The following is a 20,684-nucleotide window of genomic DNA, read 5'->3' on the forward strand; positions in this document are numbered from 1 at the left end:
GATTACTTCTTGGTACCGAACATACCGAAGCGGTCGGCGAACTTCTGTACGCGACCACCGGTGTCCAGGACTTTCTGCTTACCGGTGTAGAACGGGTGGCACAGGTTGCAAACGTCGATCGACAGGACATTGCCCAGGGTCGAACGGGTTTCGAACTTGTTGCCGCAGCTGCAGGTGACTGCAACTACTTCGTAGTTCGGGTGGATACCTTCTTTCATGGTCACTTCCTCGAGCTGCGTGCCGCCACCCAACACCAATTGTTGAATACCGCACGTAATTAGGCGGCGAATAATACCAGAGCACACCGTCAGCGCAAGATGTCGCTTGCACCGACCGTCGTCTGCTAGGCTCGCCAGTTCTTGTAACGCCCTCCGAGACTTTTTGCGTGTCCGACGTCATCCTGCGCCTTGCCCTGCCCTCCCCGCTGCGTCGCCTGTTCGACTACAAGGCGCCGGCGAGCATGGCACGCCAGACCTTGACCCCGGGCATGCGCATTCGCGTGCCCTTCGGTCGCCGCGAAATGATCGGCGTGTTGGTGGAGGTGTGCACGCAGAGTGAAGTGCCCGCCGACAAACTCAAGCCGGCCAGCGCCTTGCTCGACCCGGTGTCTCCCATCCCGGCGTCGCTGTTCAAGTTCTGCTTGTGGACAGCCCAGTACTACCAGCACAGCCTGGGCGACACCCTGAGCTGGGCCTTGCCCACGCTGCTGCGCCAGGGCGAACCCGCTGAAATGCGCCAGGAACGCTTCTGGCACATTGCCCCCGGCGCCCGCCTGGAAGACCCGCGCATCGCCCGCGCGCCGCGCCAGCGCGACGCCCTGAAGACCCTGGCCCAGCACCCGCACGGCGTGGCCCACAGCCTGCTGACCAAGCTCAACCTGAACAAGGACAGCCTCGACTTGCTGCTGGCCAAGGAGCTGGTTCAGATCGAGGTGCGCCGGCACCTGCCGGCGCTACGCCATGAGCACTGGCTGGCACAGCCGGAACTCCCGCTCAACGAAGAGCAACGCAATGCCTTCGACGCCGTGCGAGAAGGCTTTGACGGCTTCGGCGCGTTCCTGCTGGCCGGCGTCACCGGCAGCGGCAAGACCGAGGTCTACCTGCAACTGATCCGCGAGACGCTGGAGGCCGGCAAGCAGGCACTGGTGCTGATCCCGGAGATCAACCTCGGCCCACAGACCCTGGCGCGCTTCGAACAACGCTTCAATGCCCGCATCGCCCTGCTGCATTCGGCGGTCAACGACCGCGAGCGCCTGGACGCCTGGCTGGCCGCTCGCGACGGCGAGGCCGACATCATCATCGGCACCCGCTCGGCACTGTTCACGCCGATGAAAAACCCCGGCCTGATCATCATCGACGAAGAGCACGACGGCTCCTATAAACAGCAGGAAGGGCTGCGCTACCACGCCAGAGACTTGGCAATGGTACGCGCCCACCAGGAGAACATCCCGATCCTGCTCGGTTCTGCCACGCCGTCGCTGGAAACCTTGCACAACGCCCTAACCGGCCGCTACCACCTGCTGCGCATGAACCAGCGCGCTGGCGGAGCCCGTCCGCCGCGCATGCTGCGCCTGGATGTAAAGAGCTTGCCCCTGGACAGTGGCATCAGCGGCCCGTTGCAACAAGCCATCCGCCAGACCCTGGAGGCCGGCCAACAAGTGCTGGTGTTCCTTAACCGCCGCGGCTTCGCCCCGACCCTGCTGTGCCACGATTGTGGCTGGCTGTCCGAGTGCCCGCGCTGTGATGCGCGCATGACCGTGCACCAGCGCTCTGGCGTGCTGCGCTGCCACCACTGCGGCTATGACGAACGCCTGCCGCACCAGTGCCCGCAGTGCAATCACGTCGACCTGCGCCCGGTCGGTGCGGGTACCGAACGTGCCGAAGAACGTCTGAAGGTGCTGTTCCCGGACTACCCGATCCTGCGCGTGGACCGCGACAGCACGGCGCGCAAGGACGCCATGCACAACCTGTTCAATACCATTCAGCGCGGCCAGCCGAGCATCCTTGTCGGTACGCAGATGCTTGCCAAGGGCCACCACTTCCCCCGGGTGACCCTGGTGGCCATCCTCGATGCCGATGGCGGGCTGTTCTCGGGTGACTTTCGCGCCAGCGAGCGCATGGCGCAGCTGATCGTACAGGTAGCCGGACGGGCCGGGCGGGCCGAAGAGCCCGGCAAGGTCATCATCCAGACCCACCTGGCCGACCATCCACTGCTGGTGCAGTTGACCGAGCAGGGCTACTTTGCCTTTGCCGAACAGGCCCTGGATGAACGCCGCGCCGCCGGGCTGCCACCTTACTCCCACCTGGCCCTGCTGCGTGCCGAAGCGCACAAGCCGGGGCAGGCCGAAGGTTTCCTCGACGAAGCCTGCGCCGCCGCCGAGCGCCTGGTGGCCGAACAACGCCTGCCAGGCATAGAGCTGCTGGGCCCGGTGCCGGCGCCCATGGAACGCCGCGCCGGGCGCTACCGCGCGCAACTGTTGATACAGGCCAATACCCGGGCCCCTTTGCATCGACTGATCAGCGCCTGGTTGCTAGTGTTGGAGCAAATGCCGAGCGGGCGCCAGGTGCGTTGGTCGCTGGACGTCGACCCGGTCGACCTGTACTGACCTCTGGCGCTGCTTTGCAGCCCCAAAGGTTGGCAACCCGCTTCCAGCAACGGATAATGCCCAGTTTTTCCACCTGCGCATCCAGGCGCTCACCGCGCTTGCGGTCGAAAAGAGATCCCCATGAAAGACACCATTCGCCAGCTGATCCAGCAAGCCCTCACCCAACTCGTCAACGACGGTGTGCTGCCTGAAGGGCTGTCGCCGGCGATCCAGGTGGAAAACGCCCGGGACAAGACCCACGGCGACTTCGCCAGCAACATCGCCATGATGCTGGCCAAGCCGGCTGGCATGAAGCCGCGCGACCTGGCCGAGAAACTGATCAATGCCCTGCCGGCCAGCGCCGACATCAGCAAGGTTGAGATCGCCGGCCCCGGCTTCCTGAACTTCTTCCAGAACACCGACGCTTTGGCCAACCGCCTGGATGCCGCCCTGGCCGACGCCCGCCTGGGCGTGCGCAAAGCTGGCCCGAGCGAAAAGGTCGTCATCGACATGTCGGCGCCGAACCTGGCCAAAGAAATGCACGTCGGCCACCTGCGCTCGACCATCATCGGTGACAGCGTCGCGCGCGTGCTGGAATTCCTGGGTGACAACGTCATTCGCCAGAACCACGTCGGCGACTGGGGCACCCAGTTCGGCATGCTGATGGCCTACCTGCAGGAAAACCCGATCACCAGTGACGAGCTGTCAGACCTGGAAAACTTCTACCGGGCGGCGAAGAAACGCTTCGACGAATCGGAAGAGTTCGCCACTCGCGCCCGTGGCCTGGTGGTCAAGCTGCAGGCCGGCGACCCCGAGTGCCTGGCCCTGTGGACACGCTTCAAGGACATCTCGCTGTCGCACTGCCAGAAGACCTACGAGCTGCTCAACGTCAAGCTGACCATGGCCGACGTGATGGGCGAAAGCGCGTACAACGACGACCTGGCCAACGTGGTGGCCGACCTCAAGGCCAAGGGCCTGCTGGTCGAAAGCCAAGGCGCCCAGTGCGTGTTCCTCGAAGAATTCAAGAACAGCGAAGGCGAGCCACTGCCGGTGATCGTGCAAAAAGCCGACGGCGGCTACCTGTACGCCACCACCGACCTGGCCGCCGTGCGCTACCGCAGCAACGTACTCAACGCTGACCGTGCCCTGTACTTCGTCGACCAGCGCCAGGCCCTGCACTTCAACCAGGTGTTCGAAGTGGCACGCCGCGCAGGCTTTGTCGGCCACCCGATGCAAATGGAGCACATGGGTTTCGGCACCATGAACGGCGCTGACGGCCGCCCGTTCAAGACCCGTGACGGCGGCACCGTAAAGCTGATCGACTTGCTCACCGAGGCCAAGGAGCGCGCCTACGCGCTGGTCAAGGAAAAGAACCCGAGCCTGACCGAAGCCGAACTGCGCCACATCGGCGAAGTGGTGGGCATTGGCGCGGTGAAATACGCCGACCTGTCCAAGCACCGCACCAGCGACTACAGCTTCAACTTCGAGCTGATGCTCAACTTCGAAGGCAACACCGCGCCTTACCTGCTGTATGCCTACACCCGCGTAGCCGGCGTGTTCCGCAAGCTGGGCAAGGGCTTTGACGAAGTTGAAGGCAACATCGTATTGCAGGCGGCCCACGAGCAGGACCTGGCCGCACGCTTGGCGCAGTTTGGCGAAATCCTCAACAACGTCGCCGACAAAGGCACGCCGCACGTGCTGTGCAGCTACCTGTACGACTTGGCCGGCTTGTTCTCCAGCTTCTACGAGAACTGCCCGATCCTCGCCGCCGAAACCCTGGAACAGCAGCAGAGCCGCCTGCGCCTGGCCGCCCTGACCGGCCGTACCCTCAAACAAGGTCTGGAACTGCTCGGCCTGGAAACCCTGGAGCGCATGTAAGTTGGCTGCCAAGAAAAAACCTGCCCCAAAGCGCGGCGCCAGCCGTCAGACGGCGCCGGCCAAACAGCCGATCCCCGGCTGGGTATGGCTGGCAGTCGGCCTGACCGTAGGCGCGTTCATCGTGTTCTTGATGAAGCTCGAACCCGGTGGCGACGACATCAAGCGCGCCAAACCCGAGCAGCAGAAGCCGGAGAAGGTGGCCGAGGCCAGCAAGCCCGCGCAGGCCACCCCGCAGCAGCCGGTGAAGCCGAAGTATGACTTCTACACCCTGCTGCCGGAGTCCGAGGTAATCGTGCCGCCAGAGGCCGTGCCAGAGAAGACGCCTCCGGTCCCGGCACAGCCGGTAACCCCGGTGACCCCGGCCGAAGCGGCGAAGATAGACACCGCTCGTGCACAGGCAGCCTTGCTCGGTCAGACCCCGCCACCGCCACCACCGGTGATCAAGCCGGCAGCGACCACCCAGTACTTCCTGCAGGCGGGCTCGTTCCGCAAGCAGGCCGATGCCGACAAGGTGCGCGCACAGATCATTCTGCTGGGCCAGGCGGTAAAGGTGGAGTCAGGTACGGTCAAGGACGAAACCTGGTACCGCGTGCTGGTCGGGCCGTTCAGCAACCGTGAGCAGTTGACCGGCGCACAGAAGCAGCTGGCCGGGGCTGGGTTCAGCAACCTGTTGCTGCAACAGCGCCAGACCCGCCAGTAAGCCTTGGTTGGGGGCTGCGTTGCAGCCCCCGCCTACCTCATCCCCGCCCCGCATTCCGCTCGGAAACCTGGCTGTTCAGCGTCCAGAAGTCATACAGCACCCCCACCAGGAACAACCCGCCGGTAAAGAAGTAGATGATCGCGGTGATCCATTTACCCTGATACAGGCGATGCAGGCCGAACACCCCCAGGAAGGTCAGCAGAACCCAGGCGATGTTGTAGTCGATACGCCCCGACTGGAACCTCAGGTCAGCCTCACGGTCCATGGACGGGATCAGAAACAGGTCGATCAGCCAACCGATTCCCAGCAGGCCGAAGGTGAAGAACCAAAGGGTCCCCGTAATCGGCTTGCCATAGTAGAAACGATGGGACCCGGTGAAGCCGAAAATCCACAGCAAGTAGCCAATGGTTTTGCTGTGGGTGTCGTGAAAGGGCGCCCCCTGTTGATAACTGTTCATTCATAGCCCCTTTGGGTTATCCGAAAATTTTCTAAAAAAAAATGTGACTTTCTCGTCGCAGGCCGACGTACGGCACCTGGGCAATCGACCAACGGATCAAAGATTGATCAAAAAGCTGTTATAAAGTTGCGCGCCCAACACATAACTATTCATAAGAGCTTCATCTATGCCGCCTTTGATCAAGACATGGCTGACCCTCTGCCTATTATTGCCCCTGGCCGCCCACGCCACCAATCGTGAGCAACGTCTTCCCAATGGTTTCACCGGCTACACCACCAACGCCTCGGTGAAACACGCACCGGTCAAGCAAACCACACTGCGCGCTCGCCCAAGCAATGCCGCCAGCAGCCGCGGCGTGCAGGTTGCCGCCATGTCGCCGAAGCAAAGCAGCGATGTGCTCAGCCGTGCGGTGAATGTGCTCGGTGCCCCCTATGTTTGGGGCGGCAGCAGCCCGAAAAAAGGCTTCGACTGCAGCGGGCTGGTCAAGTACGCCTTCAATGACGTCGCCGATGTCGACCTGCCGCGCACCTCCAATGCCATGGCCCAGGGCCACGGCGTGAAGGTGGCCAAAGGTGACCTGAAGCCTGGCGACCTGATTTTCTTCAACATCAAGAGCCGCCGGGTGAACCATGTTGCCATTTACCTGGGCAACGACCGCTTCATCCACGCCCCACGGCGCGGCAAGCGGGTGAGCATCGACACCCTGAGCAAGCCGTACTGGCAGAAGCATTACGTCGTGGCCAAGCGAGTACTGCCGAAGGAACAGCAGCAGCTGAGCCTGGCCAAGCGTTAAGCAGGCCAGCCTCTTCGCGGGCCAGCCCGCTCCCACAGCGATGACACAGCCCTCAAAATCTGTGCTGACCCTGTGGGAGTGGGCTTGCCCGCGAAAGGGCCGGTGTAAACACTACAGGTCGTTGATCAGCCCCTTCTCCTTCAACCCCCGCATCGCCCCCTCCATCGTCCGCATCCCCTCCACCCCTCCCGCCTGCATCACCGAACACAACTGCGCCATCCGCCCCTCCCGAACCAGATTGCGCACCGCCGGCGTCGCCACCAGCACTTCCCGAGCCGCCACCCGTCCACCGCCCACACGCCTGACCAGCACCTGCGCGACCACCAGGCGCAGCGACTCGGCCAACATCGCCCGCACCAACGGCTTTTCCTCGGCAGCGAATACCTCCACCAACCTGTCGATACTGCTGGCCGCCGAACGTGCATGCACGGTTGCCAGCACCAGATGCCCGGTTTCGGCCGCGCGCAGGGCCAGGCGAATGGTTTCCAGGTCACGCAACTCGCCGATCATGATCACATCCGGGTCCTGGCGCAGCGCACTGCGTAGCCCCTGAGCAAAGCTGTGGCTATGACACCCCACCTCACGCTGATTGACCAGGCTGCGCTGGCTGCCGTGGATAACTTCGACAGGGTCCTCCAGGGTAATGATGTGCAGCGCCCGCTCGCGATTCAGTTGATCAACCAGCGTCGCCAGGGTGCTGGACTTGCCACTGCCGGTCGGCCCGCCCACCAGGATCAAGCCATCACGGCATTGGGCAACAGCTTGAAACACATCTGCCAGATCAAGCTCATCCAGCGTGGCAATTCGCCCCTGAATCAACCGAAAAGTGACAGCTGGGCCATTCAATTGGCGAAACAGGTTCAGCCGAAAACGCCCAAGGGCAGGTAACTCCAGCGCCAGATCCAGTTCATCGCCATGGGCCCACTGTCGTCGCTGGTGGTCATCCAGCACGGCAGCCATGCCATCGATCAAGGCATCCGCCCCCAAGGTCGGCAAATCCATCCCCTGCAACTCGCCATCCAAACGCAGCATCGGTATCTGGCCCGCCGCCAGGTGCAGGTCCGAAGCCCCCGCATCCACGGCCCGGGCCAACAGGTCAGTCACGTCCATGAGACTCCCCAAAGGCCTTCAAGTAGGTAGAATGCCGCAAACCCTTCAGTTGCCGGCATCCGTCCATGTCCACCCTAGCAGACAACCTTTCCGCGATTTCCGCCCGTATCGCCAGCGCCGCCCAGGCAGCCGGGCGCGATCCGGCCAGCGTTCAGTTGCTGGCCGTGAGCAAGACCAAGCCGGCCAGCGCCATCCGCGAGATCCACACCGCAGGCGTGCGCGATTTCGGGGAGAACTACCTACAGGAAGCGCTGACAAAGCAGCAGGAACTCAGCGACTTGCCCTTGATCTGGCACTTCATCGGCCCCATTCAGTCGAACAAGACCAAGGCCATCGCCGAGCATTTCGACTGGGTACATTCCGTGGACCGCCTGAAAATTGCCCAACGCCTGTCCGAGCAGCGCCCTGCCGGTCTGGCGCCGCTGAACCTCTGCCTGCAAGTGAACGTGAGTGGCGAAGACAGCAAGTCTGGCTGCGCCCCCGCAGACCTGCCGGCCTTGGCCAAGGCCGTGGCCGGGCTGCCCAACCTGCGCTTGCGCGGGCTGATGGCAATCCCCGAGCCCACCGACGACCGCGCCGCCCAGGAGGCTGCCTTCGCCCATTTGCGCCAGTTGCAGGAAAACCTGGGGCTTGATCTGGACACCCTGTCCATGGGCATGAGCCACGATCTGGAAGCCGCGATCGCACAGGGTGCGACCTGGGTGCGTATCGGCACCGCCCTGTTCGGTGCCCGCGACTACGGCAACACCTGATTCCATGCTTCACTCACTCTTTTCCACAAGGACCTGACATGAGCAAGACACGTATTGCCTTTATCGGCGCCGGCAACATGGCCGCCAGCCTGATCGGCGGTCTGCGTGCCCAGGGGCTGGACGCCTCGCAGATCCGCGCCAGCGACCCGGGCGCCGAGACCCGCGGCCGTATCCAGGCCGAGCACGGCATCGAAACCTTCGAGGACAACGCCCAGGCCATCGAGGGCGCCGACGTCATCGTGCTGGCGGTCAAACCACAAGTCATGAAGGCCGTGTGCCAGGCCCTGCAACCCAACCTGCGGGATGGCCAACTGATCGTTTCCATCGCTGCCGGCATCACCTGCGCCAGCCTGCAAAGCTGGGTGGGCGCTCGCCCGGTGGTACGCTGCATGCCCAATACCCCCGCACTGCTGCGCCAGGGCGTGAGCGGCCTGTACGCCACCGCCGAAGTGTCCGGCGAACAGCGCCAGCAGGCCGAACAACTGCTGTCGGCCGTGGGCACCGCCTTGTGGTTGCAGCAAGAACAGCAACTGGACGCCGTTACCGCCGTATCCGGCAGCGGCCCGGCCTACTTTTTCCTGCTGATCGAGGCCATGACCGCAGCCGGCGAAAAACTTGGCCTGCCACGCGAAACCGCTTCCCAGCTAACCTTGCAGACCGCCCTGGGCGCCGCGCGCATGGCGGTTGCCAGCGATGTCGATGCCGCCGAACTGCGCCGCCGCGTCACCTCGCCCGCCGGCACCACGGAAGCGGCGATCAAATCGTTCCAGGCCAGCGGCTTCGAAGCCATCGTCGAGCAGGCGCTGCAAGCTGCAGCCACGCGCTCCGCCGAACTGGCCGAACAACTGGGCAAATAAGGAGCTTTAGATGAATGCACTGTCCGGCGCCGCGATCTTCGTGGTGCAAACCTTGGTCAGCCTGTACCTGGTGATCGTCCTGCTGCGCTTCGTGCTGCAACTGGTCAAGGCCAATTTCTACAACCCGCTGTGCCAGTTCGCGGTGCGTGCCACCCAGCCGCTGCTCAAGCCGATCCGTCGGGTCATTCCCAGTGTCGGTGGGCTGGACACCTCGTCTCTGCTGTTGGCAATCGTGATCCAGGCGCTGCTGATGGGCTTTGTGCTGATGGTCACCTATGGCACCTTCGGCGACATCCTGCACCTGCTGATGTGGGCGATCATCGGCATCACTTCGCTGTTCCTGAAGATCTTCTGGGTGGCCATGATCGTCATGGTGATCGTGTCCTGGGTAGCCCCCAACAGCCACAATCCGGCGGCCGAGTTGGCCTACCAGATCAGCGAGCCGGTACTGGCACCGTTCCGCCGCCTGGTGCCCAACCTGGGCGGCATGGACATCTCGCCGATCTTCGCCTTCCTGGCGATCCAGGTGATCCAGTCGTTCGTAATGCCCCCGCTGGCCGCCTACGCTGGCATGCCACAAGAACTGTGGCGCATGATCTGACCCTGCTTACCCCTAGCGGCAAGCCTTTGCTTGCCGCTGGGGGTAGCGCTCTTTAGACTTACGCCTCCGTCAAGCGTGAGCAGGGTCGATGTCCACTGTCTTTCCCGTAGATTCCGTCGGTCTGGTAGTACCGCAAACCGCCCGGTTCGATGAACCGCTGGCCCTGGCCTGTGGCCGCTCCCTGGCCAGTTACGAACTGGTCTACGAGACCTATGGCACCCTGAACGCCAGCGCGAGCAACGCCGTGCTGATCTGCCATGCCCTTTCCGGCCACCACCATGCCGCTGGCTACCATGCCGCCACCGACCGCAAGCCGGGCTGGTGGGATAGCTGCATCGGCCCCGGCAAGCCAATCGATACCAACCGCTTCTTCGTGGTCAGCCTGAACAACCTCGGCGGCTGTAACGGCAGCACCGGCCCCAGCAGTGTCAACCCGGCCACCGGCAAGCCCTATGGCGCCGATTTCCCGGTACTGACCGTGGAGGACTGGGTGCATAGCCAGGTGCGCCTGGGCGAACGTCTGGGCATCCAGCAATGGGCCGCCGTGGTCGGCGGCAGCCTGGGCGGCATGCAGGCGCTGCAATGGACCATCAGCTACCCCGAGCGCGTGCGCCATTGCGTCGACATTGCCTCGGCGCCCAAACTGTCGGCACAGAACATCGCCTTCAACGAGGTGGCCCGTCAGGCCATTCTCACCGACCCCGAGTTCCACGGCGGTTCGTTCCAGGACCAGGGCGTAATCCCCAAGCGCGGCCTGATGCTGGCACGCATGGTCGGCCACATTACCTACCTGTCCGACGACTCGATGGGTGAAAAATTCGGCCGTGAGCTGAAAAGCGACAAGCTCAACTACGACTTCCACAGCGTCGAGTTCCAGGTCGAAAGCTACCTGCGCTATCAGGGCGAGGAGTTTTCCGGCCGTTTCGACGCCAATACCTACCTGCTGATGACCAAGGCGCTGGACTATTTCGACCCAGCCGCCGCCCAGGGTGGTGACCTGGCTGCCACCCTGGCCCATGTCACGGCGGACTACTGCATCATGTCGTTCACCACCGACTGGCGCTTCTCGCCGGCCCGTTCACGCGAGATCGTCGACGCCCTGATGGCCGCGCGTAAAAACGTCTGCTACCTGGAGATCGACTCGCCTTATGGGCACGATGCCTTCCTGATCCCCACACCTCGCTACATGCAGGGTTTCTCGAACTACATGAACCGCATTGCCATCTGAGGACAGCATGAGAGCCGATCTGGAAATCATCCACGACTGGATCCCCGCCGGCAGCCGGGTACTCGACCTGGGCTGCGGCAGTGGCGAACTGCTGGCCTCGCTGCGTGACCGCAAGCAGGTCACCGGCTATGGCCTGGAGATCGACGCCGACAACATCGCCGCCTGCGTGGCCAAGGGCGTCAACGTCATCGAGCAGGACCTGGACAAAGGCCTGGGCAACTTCGCCAGCAACAGCTTCGACGTGGTGATCATGACCCAGGCCCTGCAGGCCGTGGAGTACCCTGACCGCATCCTCGACGAGATGCTGCGCGTGGGCCGCCAGTGCATCATCACCTTCCCCAACTTCGGCCACTGGCGCTGCCGCTGGTACCTGGCGACCAAAGGCCGCATGCCGGTCTCGGACTTCATGCCGTACACCTGGTACAACACACCGAACATCCACTTCTGCACCTTCGCCGACTTCGAAGAACTGGTGCACGAACGACGGGCCAAGGTGCTCGACCGCCTGGCGGTCGACCACCTGCACCGCAACGGGTGGGGTGGCCGGCTATGGCCTAATCTACTAGGTGAGATCGGCATCTACCGCGTCAGCAGCCCGAGCCTGCAAGAGCACCAGCTCGCGGTCTGACGCCCACCGGAGGAATCGCCCCATGCGTCGCCTAGCCCTGTTCCTGATCAGCCTGTGCCTGGCCCTGCCGGTACTGGCTGCCGATGCCGCCCGCCCCGAGCGCAAGGAAGTGTTTGGCGACGTGACGGTGCACTACAGCGCATTCACGTCGAGCATGCTTACACCCGAAGTGGCCGCAGCGACTGGTCTTGTACGCAGCAAGAACCAGGGCGTGCTCAACATTGCCGTGCTCAAGGCCAACAAGTCCACCCCGGCGTTGGTCAGCGGCACGGTCAAAGACCTGACGGGGCGCAGCAGCCCGCTGTCGTTCAAGCAAATTACCGAACAAGGCGCGGTGTACTACATCGCCCAATTCAAGATCGACCAACCAGAAACCGTCACCTTCGACCTGAACATCGAAACCGGCGGGATCAGCAACTCCCTCAGCTTCAACCAGGACGTGTTCCCAGGCGAATGATGAATTTCCAGCAACTCGTATTGGCCAGCCACAACGCCGGCAAACTCAAGGAACTCCAGGCCATGCTCGGCCAGTCCGTGCAACTGCGCTCGATTGGCGAGTTCAGCCAGGTCGAGCCAGAAGAGACCGGCCTGTCGTTCGTCGAAAACGCCATCCTCAAAGCGCGCAATGCCGCCGTATTTCCGGCCTGCCAGCCCTGGCCGACGACTCTGGCCTGGCAGTGGACTTCCTCGGCGGCGCGCCGGGCATCTACTCGGCACGCTACGCCGATGGCAAGGGTGACGCGGCGAACAACGCCAAGCTGCTCGAAGCGTTGAAAGACGTGCCTGAAGCCGAGCGCGGCGCGCAGTTCGTCTGCGTACTGGCGTTGGTACGCCACGCCGACGACCCGTTGCCAATCCTCTGCGAAGGACTGTGGCACGGCAGCATCCTTTTTGAAGCCAGCGGCGAGCACGGCTTTGGCTACGACCCATTGTTCTGGGTACCGGAGCGAAGCTGCTCCAGCGCCGACCTGGCTCCGGCAGACAAGAACCAGCTCAGCCACCGCGCCCGTGCCATGGCCCTGCTGCGCCAACGTCTGGGCCTGGCATGATCGCAACGCTGTCCACTCCCGGCGCGGTGCGCTTCACCAGCCTGCCGCCGCTGGCGCTGTACATCCACATCCCGTGGTGCGTACGCAAATGCCCTTACTGCGACTTCAACTCCCACGCTGCCGGGCCTGAACTGCCGGAAGACGCCTACGTCACAGCACTGCTGGACGACCTCGACCAGGAACTGGCCGCCGTGCAAGGCCGCCCGATCAGCTCGATCTTTTTCGGTGGCGGTACGCCCAGCCTGTTCAGCGCCAACGCCCTTGGCCGTTTGCTGCGCGGCGTGGAACAGCGCATCCCGTTTGCACCAGACATCGAAATTACCCTGGAAGCCAACCCAGGCACCTTCGAGCAGGACAAGTTCAAGGCCTACCGGCAAACCGGCATCAACCGCCTGTCCATCGGTGTGCAGAGCTTCCAACCGGCCAAGCTGGAGGCGCTGGGGCGCATTCACAACGGTGATGAAGCGGTGCGTGCCGCCGGCATGGCACGCGCCGCCGGCTTCGACAACTTCAACATGGACCTGATGCACGGCCTGCCCGACCAGTCGCTGGATGATGCGCTGGGCGACCTGCGCCAGGCCATTGACCTGGGGCCGACGCACCTGTCGTGGTACCAGCTGACCGTGGAACCAAACACGGTATTCTGGAACCAACCGCCAGAGCTGCCCGAAGACGACATCCTCTGGGACATCCAGGAAGCCGGCCAGGCGCTGATGACCGAGCACGGTTACCGCCAGTACGAGGTATCGGCGTATGCGCAGGCAGGCCGCGCCGCCCGGCACAACCTCAACTACTGGCGCTTCGGCGACTTCATCGGCATCGGTGCAGGTGCCCACGGCAAGCTCACCTTCGCCGACGGGCGCATCCTGCGCACCTGGAAGACCCGCCTGCCCAAGGACTACCTGAACCTGGCCAAGCCGTTCAAGGCCGGCGAGAAGCTATTGCCGGTGGACGAGCTGCCGTTCGAGTTCCTGATGAACGCCCTGCGGCTTACCGATGGCGTGGAAGCCGAACTGTTTACCCAACGCACGGGCTTGCCATTGGAACAACTGCGCGAGGCACGCCGCGCCGCCGAACAAAAGGGCCTTTTGCAGGTCGAACCGGATCGACTGGTGGCCACGCCAAGGGGCAGTTGTTCCTCAATGACCTGCTGCAGTATTTCTTGACCTAAGGATGACCCATGGATCTGGTACTTGATCTGCTCGCGACGGTTTCCCGCTGGAGCCGCAGCAACCTGTCGGAGATTTCACTGGCCTTGGTAGGCTGCCTGCTGGTGCTGTTCGGCACCGATGTCAAAGCCTGGGCCGAGCAACGCCTGGGTGGCCTGGCGGGTGCCCTGCGCGTGCCGTTCATGGCATTGATGGTGATGATCGGCAGCGGTGCGGCGCTGATCTATGCCACACCGTGGGTGGTGAAGGGGCTGAGCCAGTTCAACAACTACGCGCTGGCACCGGTGTTGCTGGTGGTGCTGGTGTTGATTGGCGTGGTGGCTGATCGCAGGGGTTGAACCGCCGTCGGACTAACGCCTTACCCTGTAGGAGCGGGTTTACCCGCGAACACGGGCAAAGCCCGTGCCAGGCACCGCGTCGCCTTCTTCGCGGGTAAACCCGCTCCCACAGAAATCCCGAACGGTCTTGAGCACTATCAAGATCCGGACAAGCTTCCAGGCGCGGCTCAGCGCATCAAGCAAACGCTTCATATGCCTTGGCCTCCGTGTTGGCGGGCCAGTCTTCCAGCATCTAACTGGCGCTTCGATGCCTTCGAAAACTGTGTGAAGTCTTCAGTGAAGTGGCCAGGTTGATGGCCCTTCGAAGAGTGTCACCGGCATGGTTCTCAAGCCATGTCGAAGGGGCCGGAAAGCAGAATTCTTCTCCTACCCGGCCCATCACTGAATCTACACACAGGAGCGACGCGATAATACCTGGATCATCCAATCAAGGCTGTTAACCGCGCCGACACACGTGATGCCGGATACTTCCGCACATTGACCCAGTTTTCGAAGGTCCCTATGATCAGCTGACTGTGTGAAGTTTTCAGTGAAACCCCAGAGCGCAGGATACTCAGTCCTGTTGCTCACAAAAAAACGCCTTTCTCAAGGCGGTTTTTTTCGCCTGCATTTCTGCAAGCACTAGCACATCAATAGGCTGACTCAGCCGTTCAATCCACCTTCTCGAACTTCAAGTCCCACACCCCATGCCCCAGCCGCTCGCCGCGGCGTTCGAACTTGGTGATCGGGCGCTCTTCCGGGCGTGGCACGTAAGTACCGTCGGCCGCACGGTTGCGGTAGCCGGGGGCGGCACTCATCACTTCCAGCATGTACTCGGCATACGGTTCCCAGTCCGTGGCCATGTGGAACACGCCACCGGGCTTGAGCTTGCGACGTACCAGCTCGGCAAACTCCAGCTGCACGATACGACGCTTGTGGTGACGCGCCTTGTGCCATGGGTCGGGGAAGAACAGCATCAAGCGGTCGAGGCTGTTGTCGGCCACGCAGCGGTTCAGCACTTCGATTGCATCGCAGTCATACACCCGCAGGTTCTTCAGCCCCTGGGTCAGCACGCCGTTGAGCAGCGCGCCCACACCCGGGCGGTGCACTTCCACACCGATGAAGTCCTGTTCAGGCGCGGCAGCGGCCATTTCCAACAGGGAATGGCCCATGCCGAAGCCAATCTCCAGGGTGCGCGGCGCCGAACGGCCGAACACCTGGTCATAGTCCACCGGGCTGTCGGCCAGCGGCAGGATGTACAGCGGGCCGCCCTGGTCCAGGCCGCGCTGCTGGCCTTCGGTCATGCGCCCGGCGCGCATCACGAAGCTCTTGATGCGGCGGTGCGGGCGAGCTTCGCCGTCGGGGGTGATCGGCGTATCGTGCGATTCAGTCATCAGTTGCTCTTACTTGATCAGACCATCCAGCGGCGAAGAGGCGCTGGCATAGAGTTTCTTCGGCATACGGCCGGCCAGGTAGGCCATGCGACCGGCGACGATGGCGTGCTTCATGGCTTCGGCCATCAGCACCGGTTGCTGGGCGTGGGCAATGGCCGAATTCATCAGCACCGCCTCGCAGCCCATTTCCATGGCGATGGTAGCGTCGGAAGCTGTACCCACACCGGCGTCGACCAGCACCGGCACCTTGGACTCTTCCAGGATGATCTGCAGGTTGTAGGGGTTGCAGATGCCCAGGCCGGTACCAATCAGGCCAGCCAACGGCATGACCGCGATGCAGCCCACCTCGGCCAATTGACGGGCGATGATCGGGTCGTCGCTGGTGTACACCATCACGTCGAAACCTTCCTTGACCAACACTTCGGCGGCCTTGAGGGTTTCGATCACGTTGGGGAACAGGGTTTTCTGGTCGGCCAGCACTTCCAGCTTTACCAGCGTCCGGGATTCATGCGATTTGCGCCCATCCAGCAGTTCGCGGGCCAGGCGACAAGTACGCACCGCTTCCACCGCGTCAAAGCAGCCTGCAGTATTCGGCAGGATGGTGTACTTGTCAGGCGACAGTACATCGAGCAGGTTCGGCTCGCCCGCATTCTGGCCCAAGTTGGTACGGCGCACGGCGACGGTGACGATTTCGGCACCCGAGGCCTCGGTGGCCAGGCGGGTTTCTTCCATGTCACGGTACTTGCCGGTACCGACCAGCAGGCGCGACTGGAAAGTACGCCCGGCCAGGGTGAAGGGCTTGTCGCTACGAACGTTGCTCATCGTTGTTCCTCGGGAAAAGGTTGCTGGGCTTGCTTGTGAACCGCCGGGCTGCTGTCAGCCGCCACCGATGGCGTGGACCACTTCGACCTGGTCGCCGTCGTTCAGCAGCGTGCTGTCGTGCTGGCTACGCGGCACGATATCCAGGTTCAGTTCCACTGCGACACGGCGCCCGGCCAGCTCAAGGCGGGTCAGCAGGGCTGCAACGCTTTCGCCAGCAGGCAGTTCGTAAGGCTCACCGTTCAATTGAATGCGCATGCGCACGGCCACCATTGTTCTTTGGGGCCCGCATTCTAGCGCCGAACCGTCCTGCAACCCAAGGGCGGTGCGCGCCATTAGTCGCGATTGTGGACCACTGGGTCAGCCCAGCCGCCAGGCCGCCAGGCCCAGGCACAGCCAGCCGGCCAAGAAGCACAGGCCGCCAATCGGGGTGATGATGCCCAGCTTGCCCAGACCGCTGAGGGTTAGCAGGTACAGGCTGCCGGAGAACAGCACGATCCCCAGCGCAAACAGGCCGCCAGCCCAGCCCACCAGGCGCCCGGGCAAGTGCACCGAGAGCACGGCAACGCCGAAGATCGCCAAGGCATGCACCAGTTGGTAAGTCACGCCGGTATGGAAAATGGCCAGGTAGTCCGCCGTCAGGCGGTTTTTCAGGCCGTGGGCGGCGAAGGCACCCAGGGCGACCCCGGTAAAGCCGAAAAAGGCGGCAAGCATCAGGAAGCTGCGAAGCATGGGACGACTCCTTGTATCGGGTCTGTATAATGGCCCCTTCCACCCGTACGGCCAAGCCATCGCCATGCTGCCAACCCTTATCCGTCGCCTCTCCCGCGCCCTGCTCTGGTTCGCTGCCGGCAGCATCGTGCTGGTGCTGGTGTTCCGCTGGGTGCCACCGCCCGGCACGGCGCTGATGGTCGAGCGCAAGGTACAGTCATGGGTGAATGGCGAGCCGATCGACCTGCAGCGCGATTGGGAGCCGTGGGAGAATATCTCCGATGAACTGAAGGTTGCCGTCATCGCGGGCGAGGACCAGAAGTTCGCCAGCCACTGGGGCTTCGACATCCCAGCCATTCAGGCAGCGCTGGCCTACAACGAGCGCGGCGGTAATGTCCGCGGTGCAAGCACCCTGACCCAGCAAGTAGCCAAGAACCTGTTCCTATGGTCCGGGCGCAGCTGGTTCCGCAAAGGGCTGGAAGCCTGGTTCACGGCGCTGATCGAGTTGTTCTGGTCGAAAGAGCGAATTCTCGAGGTTTACCTGAACAGCGCCGAGTGGGGCAAAGGCGTGTTTGGTGCCCAGGCGGCAGCGCGTTATCACTTTGGCGTTGATGCCAGCCGGCTCAGCCGCCAGCAGGCGGCGCAGTTGGCCGCAGTGCTGCCTAGCCCGATCAAGTGGAGTGCCAGCCGGCCGAGTGCCTATGTGGCGAGCCGGGCCGGTTGGATTCGCCGGCAGATGAGCCAGTTGGGCGGGCCCAGCTACCTGATGCAGCTCGATACTTCGCGCAAACTTTGAGCTTTTGGGGGCTGCTGCGCAGCCCATCGCGACACAAGGCCGCTCCTACAGGCGACCGCGATCCCTTGTAGGAGCGGCCTTGCGTCGCGATGGGCCGCAAGGCGGCCCCAAAATCTCACAGGCAAAAAAAAGCCGCTCACCCTATCCAGGCAAGCGGCTCTGTTTACGGCCAGGCTCGATCAGACCGCGATCAGTGCCTTGACCTTGTTCATCGCATTCTTCTCCAGCTGGCGAATCCGCTCAGCCGAAACGCTGTACTTGTCAGCCAGCTCATGCAACGTGGCTTTCTCTTCCGCCAACCAGCGCTGGTAGAGAATATCGCGGCTACGTTCATCCAAACCTTGCAGCGCTTCGTGCAGGTTGCTGGTGGAGTTATCACTCCAATCGGCATCCTCCAACTGCACCGCAGGATCGTAACGATGGTCTTCCAGGTAATGCGCTGGCGACTGGAAGGCGCTGTCGTCGTCAGCTTCCGCTGCTGGGTCGAAGGCCATGTCCTGGCCGCTGAGGCGGCTTTCCATCTCACGCACTTCGCGCGGCTCGACACCAAGGCTTTCCGCCACGCGATGCACTTCGTCGTTGTTCAGCCAAGCCAGGCGCTTCTTCTGGCTGCGCAGGTTGAAGAACAACTTGCGTTGGGCCTTGGTGGTCGCCACCTTGACGATGCGCCAGTTGCGCAGGATGAACTCGTGAATCTCTGCCTTGATCCAGTGTACGGCGAACGACACCAGGCGCACGCCCATTTCCGGGTTGAAGCGCTTGACGGCTTTCATCAGGCCGACATTGCCTTCCTGGATCAGGTCGGCCTGGGCCAACCCGTAGCCGGCATAGCTACGGGCGATATGTACGACGAAACGCAGGTGGGCCATCACCATTTGACGAGCGGCCTCGACATCCTGCTCATAATAGAGACGCTCGCCCAGATCACGCTCCTGCTCGACCGTCAGCAGCGGGATGCTGTTGACCGTGTGCACATAGGCTTCCAGGTTTGCACCGGGCACCAGGGCATAGGCAGGTTGCAACGATGTGGTCATTCAAGAACCTCCGACTTACTAAACTCGCACCTTGTGGGCGCTGCCAACATTGACCTGGAACGACGGTACAAGTTCCGTAGTGAAGAAAATGTCAATGCTGGCACGTAAAAACTATCGCGGCGCCAGCTCGTTCAGGTGACGAGCGACGGCAATCCATGCACCGATATACCCCAACAGCACCGCTCCGATCAAGAGCGACAGACCATCGGACGCTGGCACCCCGCCAAGGGCGAAGTCACTGCCGTACAGCCCGGAAAGCCCCACAACCGCGTCATTCAGCCAGTTCAGGCCGAACGCCAGGATACCCCACGCCAGCACCCCCGCACCCAGGCCATACAAGGCGCCCATGTACAGGAAAGGCCGGCGCACGTAGGCGTCAGTGCCGCCTACCAGCTTGATCACTTCGATCTCGACACGGCGGTTTTCAATATGTAGACGAATTGTGTTACCGATTACTAAAAGCAGGGCAGAAATCAGCATCACGGCCAGGCCGAAGACAAAGCGGTCACCCAATTTGAGGATGGCTGCCAGGCGCTCGACCCACACCAGGTCCAGTTGTGCCACTTCCACCCGCGGCAGTTCCGACAAACGCTGACGCAAGGCATCCAGGGCCGGCTTGTCGACCTCGGTCGGGGTCACCACAACCACGCCAGGCAGTGGGTTGTCGGGCAGCTCGCGCAAGGCTTCACCCAAGCCAGACTGCTGCTGGAACTCCTCCAGCGCCTGCTCGCGGCTGACAAACTGCGCGTCCGCGACCCCGGGCATGCCCTTGATTTCGTCGCGCAGGGCCTCGCCATCGCGGCTACCGGCATCAAGCTTGAGGTACAGCGAAATCTGCGCAGCGCGTTGCCACGAGCCGCCAAGCTGCTCGACGTTCTTCAGCAGCAACGACAGGCCCATGGGCATGCTCAGCGCCACAGCCATCACCAGGCAGGTGAAAAAGCTGCCGATCGGCTGCTTGCCCAGGCGACGCAGGCTGTCCGCCATGCTGGCGCGGTGGCTTTCCAGCCAGGCATGCAGCAGCGTGCGGAAATCCGGTCCGTCATCGTCTTCGCCGCGCTTTTTCTTCGCCGGTTGCGGGTCGGCCGGCTTTGGCGCAACCCGCTCGGAAACTTTCGGCGTTCGTGTAGTGCTCATTGCCCGGCCTCCCCATCGCCGATCAAGCGGCCGCGCTGCAAGGTGAGCATGCGGTGGCGCATGCGCGCAATCAGTGCCAGGTCGTGGCTGGCGATCAATACCGTGGTGCCCAGGCGGTTGATGTCCTCGAATACACCCATGATCTCTGCAGCCAGGCGCGGGTCGAGGTTACCGGTGGGTTCGTCGGCCAGCAGCAGCGCGGGCTGGTGGACAATGGCACGGGCGATGCCCACCCGCTGCTGCTGCCCGGTGGACAGGTCGGCCGGGAACAGCTCGCCCTTGTCGGACAGCGACACACGCTCCAGCGCCGAGTCCACACGCTTGGCGATCTCGGCCTTGGACAGGCCAAGAATCTGCAGTGGCAGGGCAATGTTGTTGAACACCGTGCGGTCGAACAACAACTGGTGGTTCTGGAACACCACGCCGATCTGCCGGCGCAGGAACGGGATTTGCGCGTTGCTGATCTGGCCCAGGTCCTGGCCGGCCAGCATCAGCTTGCCGCTGGTCGGGCGCTCCATGGCCAGCAACAGGCGCAGCAAGGTGCTCTTGCCAGCACCCGAGTGCCCGGTCACGAACAGGAACTCGCCCCGACGCGCCCGGAAGCTCAGCTCATGCAAACCCACATGACCGTTGGGATAGCGCTTGGCAACCTGTTCGAATCGGATCATGG

23 protein-coding genes and 2 pseudogenes are annotated in these 20,684 nt (G+C 62.9%); 14 read left to right on the top strand and 11 right to left on the bottom strand.

Annotated features, from left to right (window positions below; all coding sequences use genetic code 11):
- Positions 1–2: 2 nt before the first annotated feature.
- A complete protein-coding gene (rpmE, locus tag AB5975_08380) occupies positions 3–218 on the bottom strand; it encodes a 50S ribosomal protein L31 (protein XDR21833.1) in 216 nt (71 codons plus the stop codon).
- Positions 219–385: 167 nt separating this feature from the next.
- Between rpmE and AB5975_08385 the strand changes: the two genes are divergently transcribed.
- The 3 genes from AB5975_08385 (at position 386) to AB5975_08395 (ending at position 5,162) form a co-directional block, all read left to right on the top strand.
- Positions 386–2,605: a primosomal protein N' gene (locus tag AB5975_08385; protein XDR21834.1), complete on the top strand. Its 2,220-nt coding sequence runs from the start codon at positions 386–388 to the stop codon at positions 2,603–2,605.
- 120 nt (positions 2,606–2,725) lie between these two features.
- The gene (argS, locus tag AB5975_08390) at positions 2,726–4,462 is read left to right on the top strand and encodes an arginine--tRNA ligase (protein ID XDR21835.1); all 1,737 of its coding nucleotides are present in this window, start codon (positions 2,726–2,728) and stop codon (positions 4,460–4,462) included.
- Position 4,463: 1 nt separating this feature from the next.
- Positions 4,464–5,162: an SPOR domain-containing protein gene (locus AB5975_08395; protein ID XDR21836.1), complete on the top strand. Its 699-nt coding sequence runs from the start codon at positions 4,464–4,466 to the stop codon at positions 5,160–5,162.
- Positions 5,163–5,199: 37 nt separating this feature from the next.
- Here the strand turns inward: AB5975_08395 and AB5975_08400 are convergent, their stop codons facing one another.
- A complete protein-coding gene (locus AB5975_08400; GenBank protein ID XDR21837.1) occupies positions 5,200–5,619 on the bottom strand; it encodes an NINE protein in 420 nt (139 codons plus the stop codon).
- Positions 5,620–5,785: 166 nt separating this feature from the next.
- On the opposite strand from AB5975_08400, the gene AB5975_08405 reads away from it, so the two are divergent.
- On the top strand, positions 5,786–6,412 hold the full coding sequence (locus tag AB5975_08405) for a C40 family peptidase (GenBank protein XDR21838.1): 627 nt from the start codon (positions 5,786–5,788) through the stop codon (positions 6,410–6,412).
- 111 nt (positions 6,413–6,523) lie between these two features.
- On the opposite strand, the gene AB5975_08410 is transcribed toward AB5975_08405, so the two are convergent.
- Positions 6,524–7,522: a type IV pilus twitching motility protein PilT gene (locus tag AB5975_08410; GenBank protein ID XDR21839.1), complete on the bottom strand. Its 999-nt coding sequence runs from the start codon at positions 7,520–7,522 to the stop codon at positions 6,524–6,526.
- A gap of 65 nt (positions 7,523–7,587) precedes the next feature.
- Between AB5975_08410 and AB5975_08415 the strand changes: the two genes are divergently transcribed.
- The 9 genes and pseudogenes from AB5975_08415 (at position 7,588) to AB5975_08455 (ending at position 14,144) form a co-directional block, all read left to right on the top strand.
- Complete coding sequence (locus tag AB5975_08415) at positions 7,588–8,274, top strand: YggS family pyridoxal phosphate-dependent enzyme (GenBank protein XDR21840.1); 687 nt, start codon at positions 7,588–7,590, stop codon at positions 8,272–8,274.
- 38 nt (positions 8,275–8,312) lie between these two features.
- The gene (proC, locus tag AB5975_08420) at positions 8,313–9,131 is read left to right on the top strand and encodes a pyrroline-5-carboxylate reductase (GenBank protein ID XDR21841.1); all 819 of its coding nucleotides are present in this window, start codon (positions 8,313–8,315) and stop codon (positions 9,129–9,131) included.
- A gap of 10 nt (positions 9,132–9,141) precedes the next feature.
- A complete protein-coding gene (locus AB5975_08425) occupies positions 9,142–9,732 on the top strand; it encodes a YggT family protein (GenBank protein XDR21842.1) in 591 nt (196 codons plus the stop codon).
- Positions 9,733–9,820: 88 nt separating this feature from the next.
- Positions 9,821–10,960, top strand: a complete 1,140-nt coding sequence (locus AB5975_08430; protein ID XDR21843.1) for a homoserine O-acetyltransferase — start codon at positions 9,821–9,823, stop codon at positions 10,958–10,960.
- Positions 10,961–10,967: 7 nt separating this feature from the next.
- Positions 10,968–11,588: a methionine biosynthesis protein MetW gene (metW, locus tag AB5975_08435; GenBank protein ID XDR21844.1), complete on the top strand. Its 621-nt coding sequence runs from the start codon at positions 10,968–10,970 to the stop codon at positions 11,586–11,588.
- Positions 11,589–11,610: 22 nt separating this feature from the next.
- Positions 11,611–12,045: a DUF4426 domain-containing protein gene (locus tag AB5975_08440; GenBank protein XDR21845.1), complete on the top strand. Its 435-nt coding sequence runs from the start codon at positions 11,611–11,613 to the stop codon at positions 12,043–12,045.
- Positions 12,042–12,637, top strand: a pseudogene (gene rdgB, locus AB5975_08445) (RdgB/HAM1 family non-canonical purine NTP pyrophosphatase). Before AB5975_08440 ends, rdgB begins: the two are co-directional and overlap by 4 nt.
- Positions 12,634–13,808 (top strand): annotated as a pseudogene (hemW, locus tag AB5975_08450) (radical SAM family heme chaperone HemW). Before rdgB ends, hemW begins: the two co-directional pseudogenes overlap by 4 nt.
- A 9-nt stretch (positions 13,809–13,817) precedes the next feature.
- Complete coding sequence (locus AB5975_08455; GenBank protein XDR21846.1) at positions 13,818–14,144, top strand: DUF3392 domain-containing protein; 327 nt, start codon at positions 13,818–13,820, stop codon at positions 14,142–14,144.
- Between the two features lie 39 nt (positions 14,145–14,183).
- Here AB5975_08455 and AB5975_08460 read toward each other — a convergent pair whose 3' ends face one another.
- The 5 genes from AB5975_08460 to AB5975_08480 all read right to left on the bottom strand — a co-directional run bounded on the left by AB5975_08460 (position 14,184) and on the right by AB5975_08480 (position 17,068).
- A complete protein-coding gene (locus tag AB5975_08460) occupies positions 14,184–14,336 on the bottom strand; it encodes a hypothetical protein (GenBank protein XDR21847.1) in 153 nt (50 codons plus the stop codon).
- Between the two features lie 458 nt (positions 14,337–14,794).
- The gene (gene trmB, locus AB5975_08465) at positions 14,795–15,517 is read right to left on the bottom strand and encodes a tRNA (guanosine(46)-N7)-methyltransferase TrmB (protein XDR21848.1); all 723 of its coding nucleotides are present in this window, start codon (positions 15,515–15,517) and stop codon (positions 14,795–14,797) included.
- Positions 15,518–15,526: 9 nt separating this feature from the next.
- Positions 15,527–16,339, bottom strand: a complete 813-nt coding sequence (locus AB5975_08470) for a thiazole synthase (protein ID XDR21849.1) — start codon at positions 16,337–16,339, stop codon at positions 15,527–15,529.
- Positions 16,340–16,393: 54 nt separating this feature from the next.
- A complete protein-coding gene (gene thiS / locus AB5975_08475; GenBank protein XDR21850.1) occupies positions 16,394–16,594 on the bottom strand; it encodes a sulfur carrier protein ThiS in 201 nt (66 codons plus the stop codon).
- A gap of 102 nt (positions 16,595–16,696) precedes the next feature.
- Positions 16,697–17,068, bottom strand: a complete 372-nt coding sequence (locus AB5975_08480) for a DUF423 domain-containing protein (GenBank protein ID XDR21851.1) — start codon at positions 17,066–17,068, stop codon at positions 16,697–16,699.
- A gap of 64 nt (positions 17,069–17,132) precedes the next feature.
- Between AB5975_08480 and mtgA the strand changes: the two genes are divergently transcribed.
- Positions 17,133–17,843, top strand: coding sequence for a monofunctional biosynthetic peptidoglycan transglycosylase (gene mtgA / locus AB5975_08485; GenBank protein XDR22943.1), 711 nt, complete (start codon positions 17,133–17,135; stop codon positions 17,841–17,843).
- Between the two features lie 179 nt (positions 17,844–18,022).
- Here mtgA and rpoH read toward each other — a convergent pair whose 3' ends face one another.
- The 3 genes from rpoH to ftsE all read right to left on the bottom strand — a co-directional run bounded on the left by rpoH (position 18,023) and on the right by ftsE (position 20,682).
- Positions 18,023–18,877 (bottom strand): RNA polymerase sigma factor RpoH, encoded by an 855-nt coding sequence (gene rpoH, locus AB5975_08490; GenBank protein ID XDR21852.1) that lies wholly within the window; start codon positions 18,875–18,877, stop codon positions 18,023–18,025.
- Between the two features lie 111 nt (positions 18,878–18,988).
- Complete coding sequence (ftsX, locus tag AB5975_08495; GenBank protein XDR21853.1) at positions 18,989–20,014, bottom strand: permease-like cell division protein FtsX; 1,026 nt, start codon at positions 20,012–20,014, stop codon at positions 18,989–18,991.
- Positions 20,011–20,682: a cell division ATP-binding protein FtsE gene (gene ftsE / locus AB5975_08500; protein XDR21854.1), complete on the bottom strand. Its 672-nt coding sequence runs from the start codon at positions 20,680–20,682 to the stop codon at positions 20,011–20,013. Before ftsE ends, ftsX begins: the two co-directional genes overlap by 4 nt.
- Between the last annotated feature and the right edge of the window lie 2 nt (positions 20,683–20,684).

This window comes from Pseudomonas putida (assembly GCA_041071465.1).
Lineage (GTDB): Bacteria > Pseudomonadota > Gammaproteobacteria > Pseudomonadales > Pseudomonadaceae > Aquipseudomonas > Aquipseudomonas putida_P.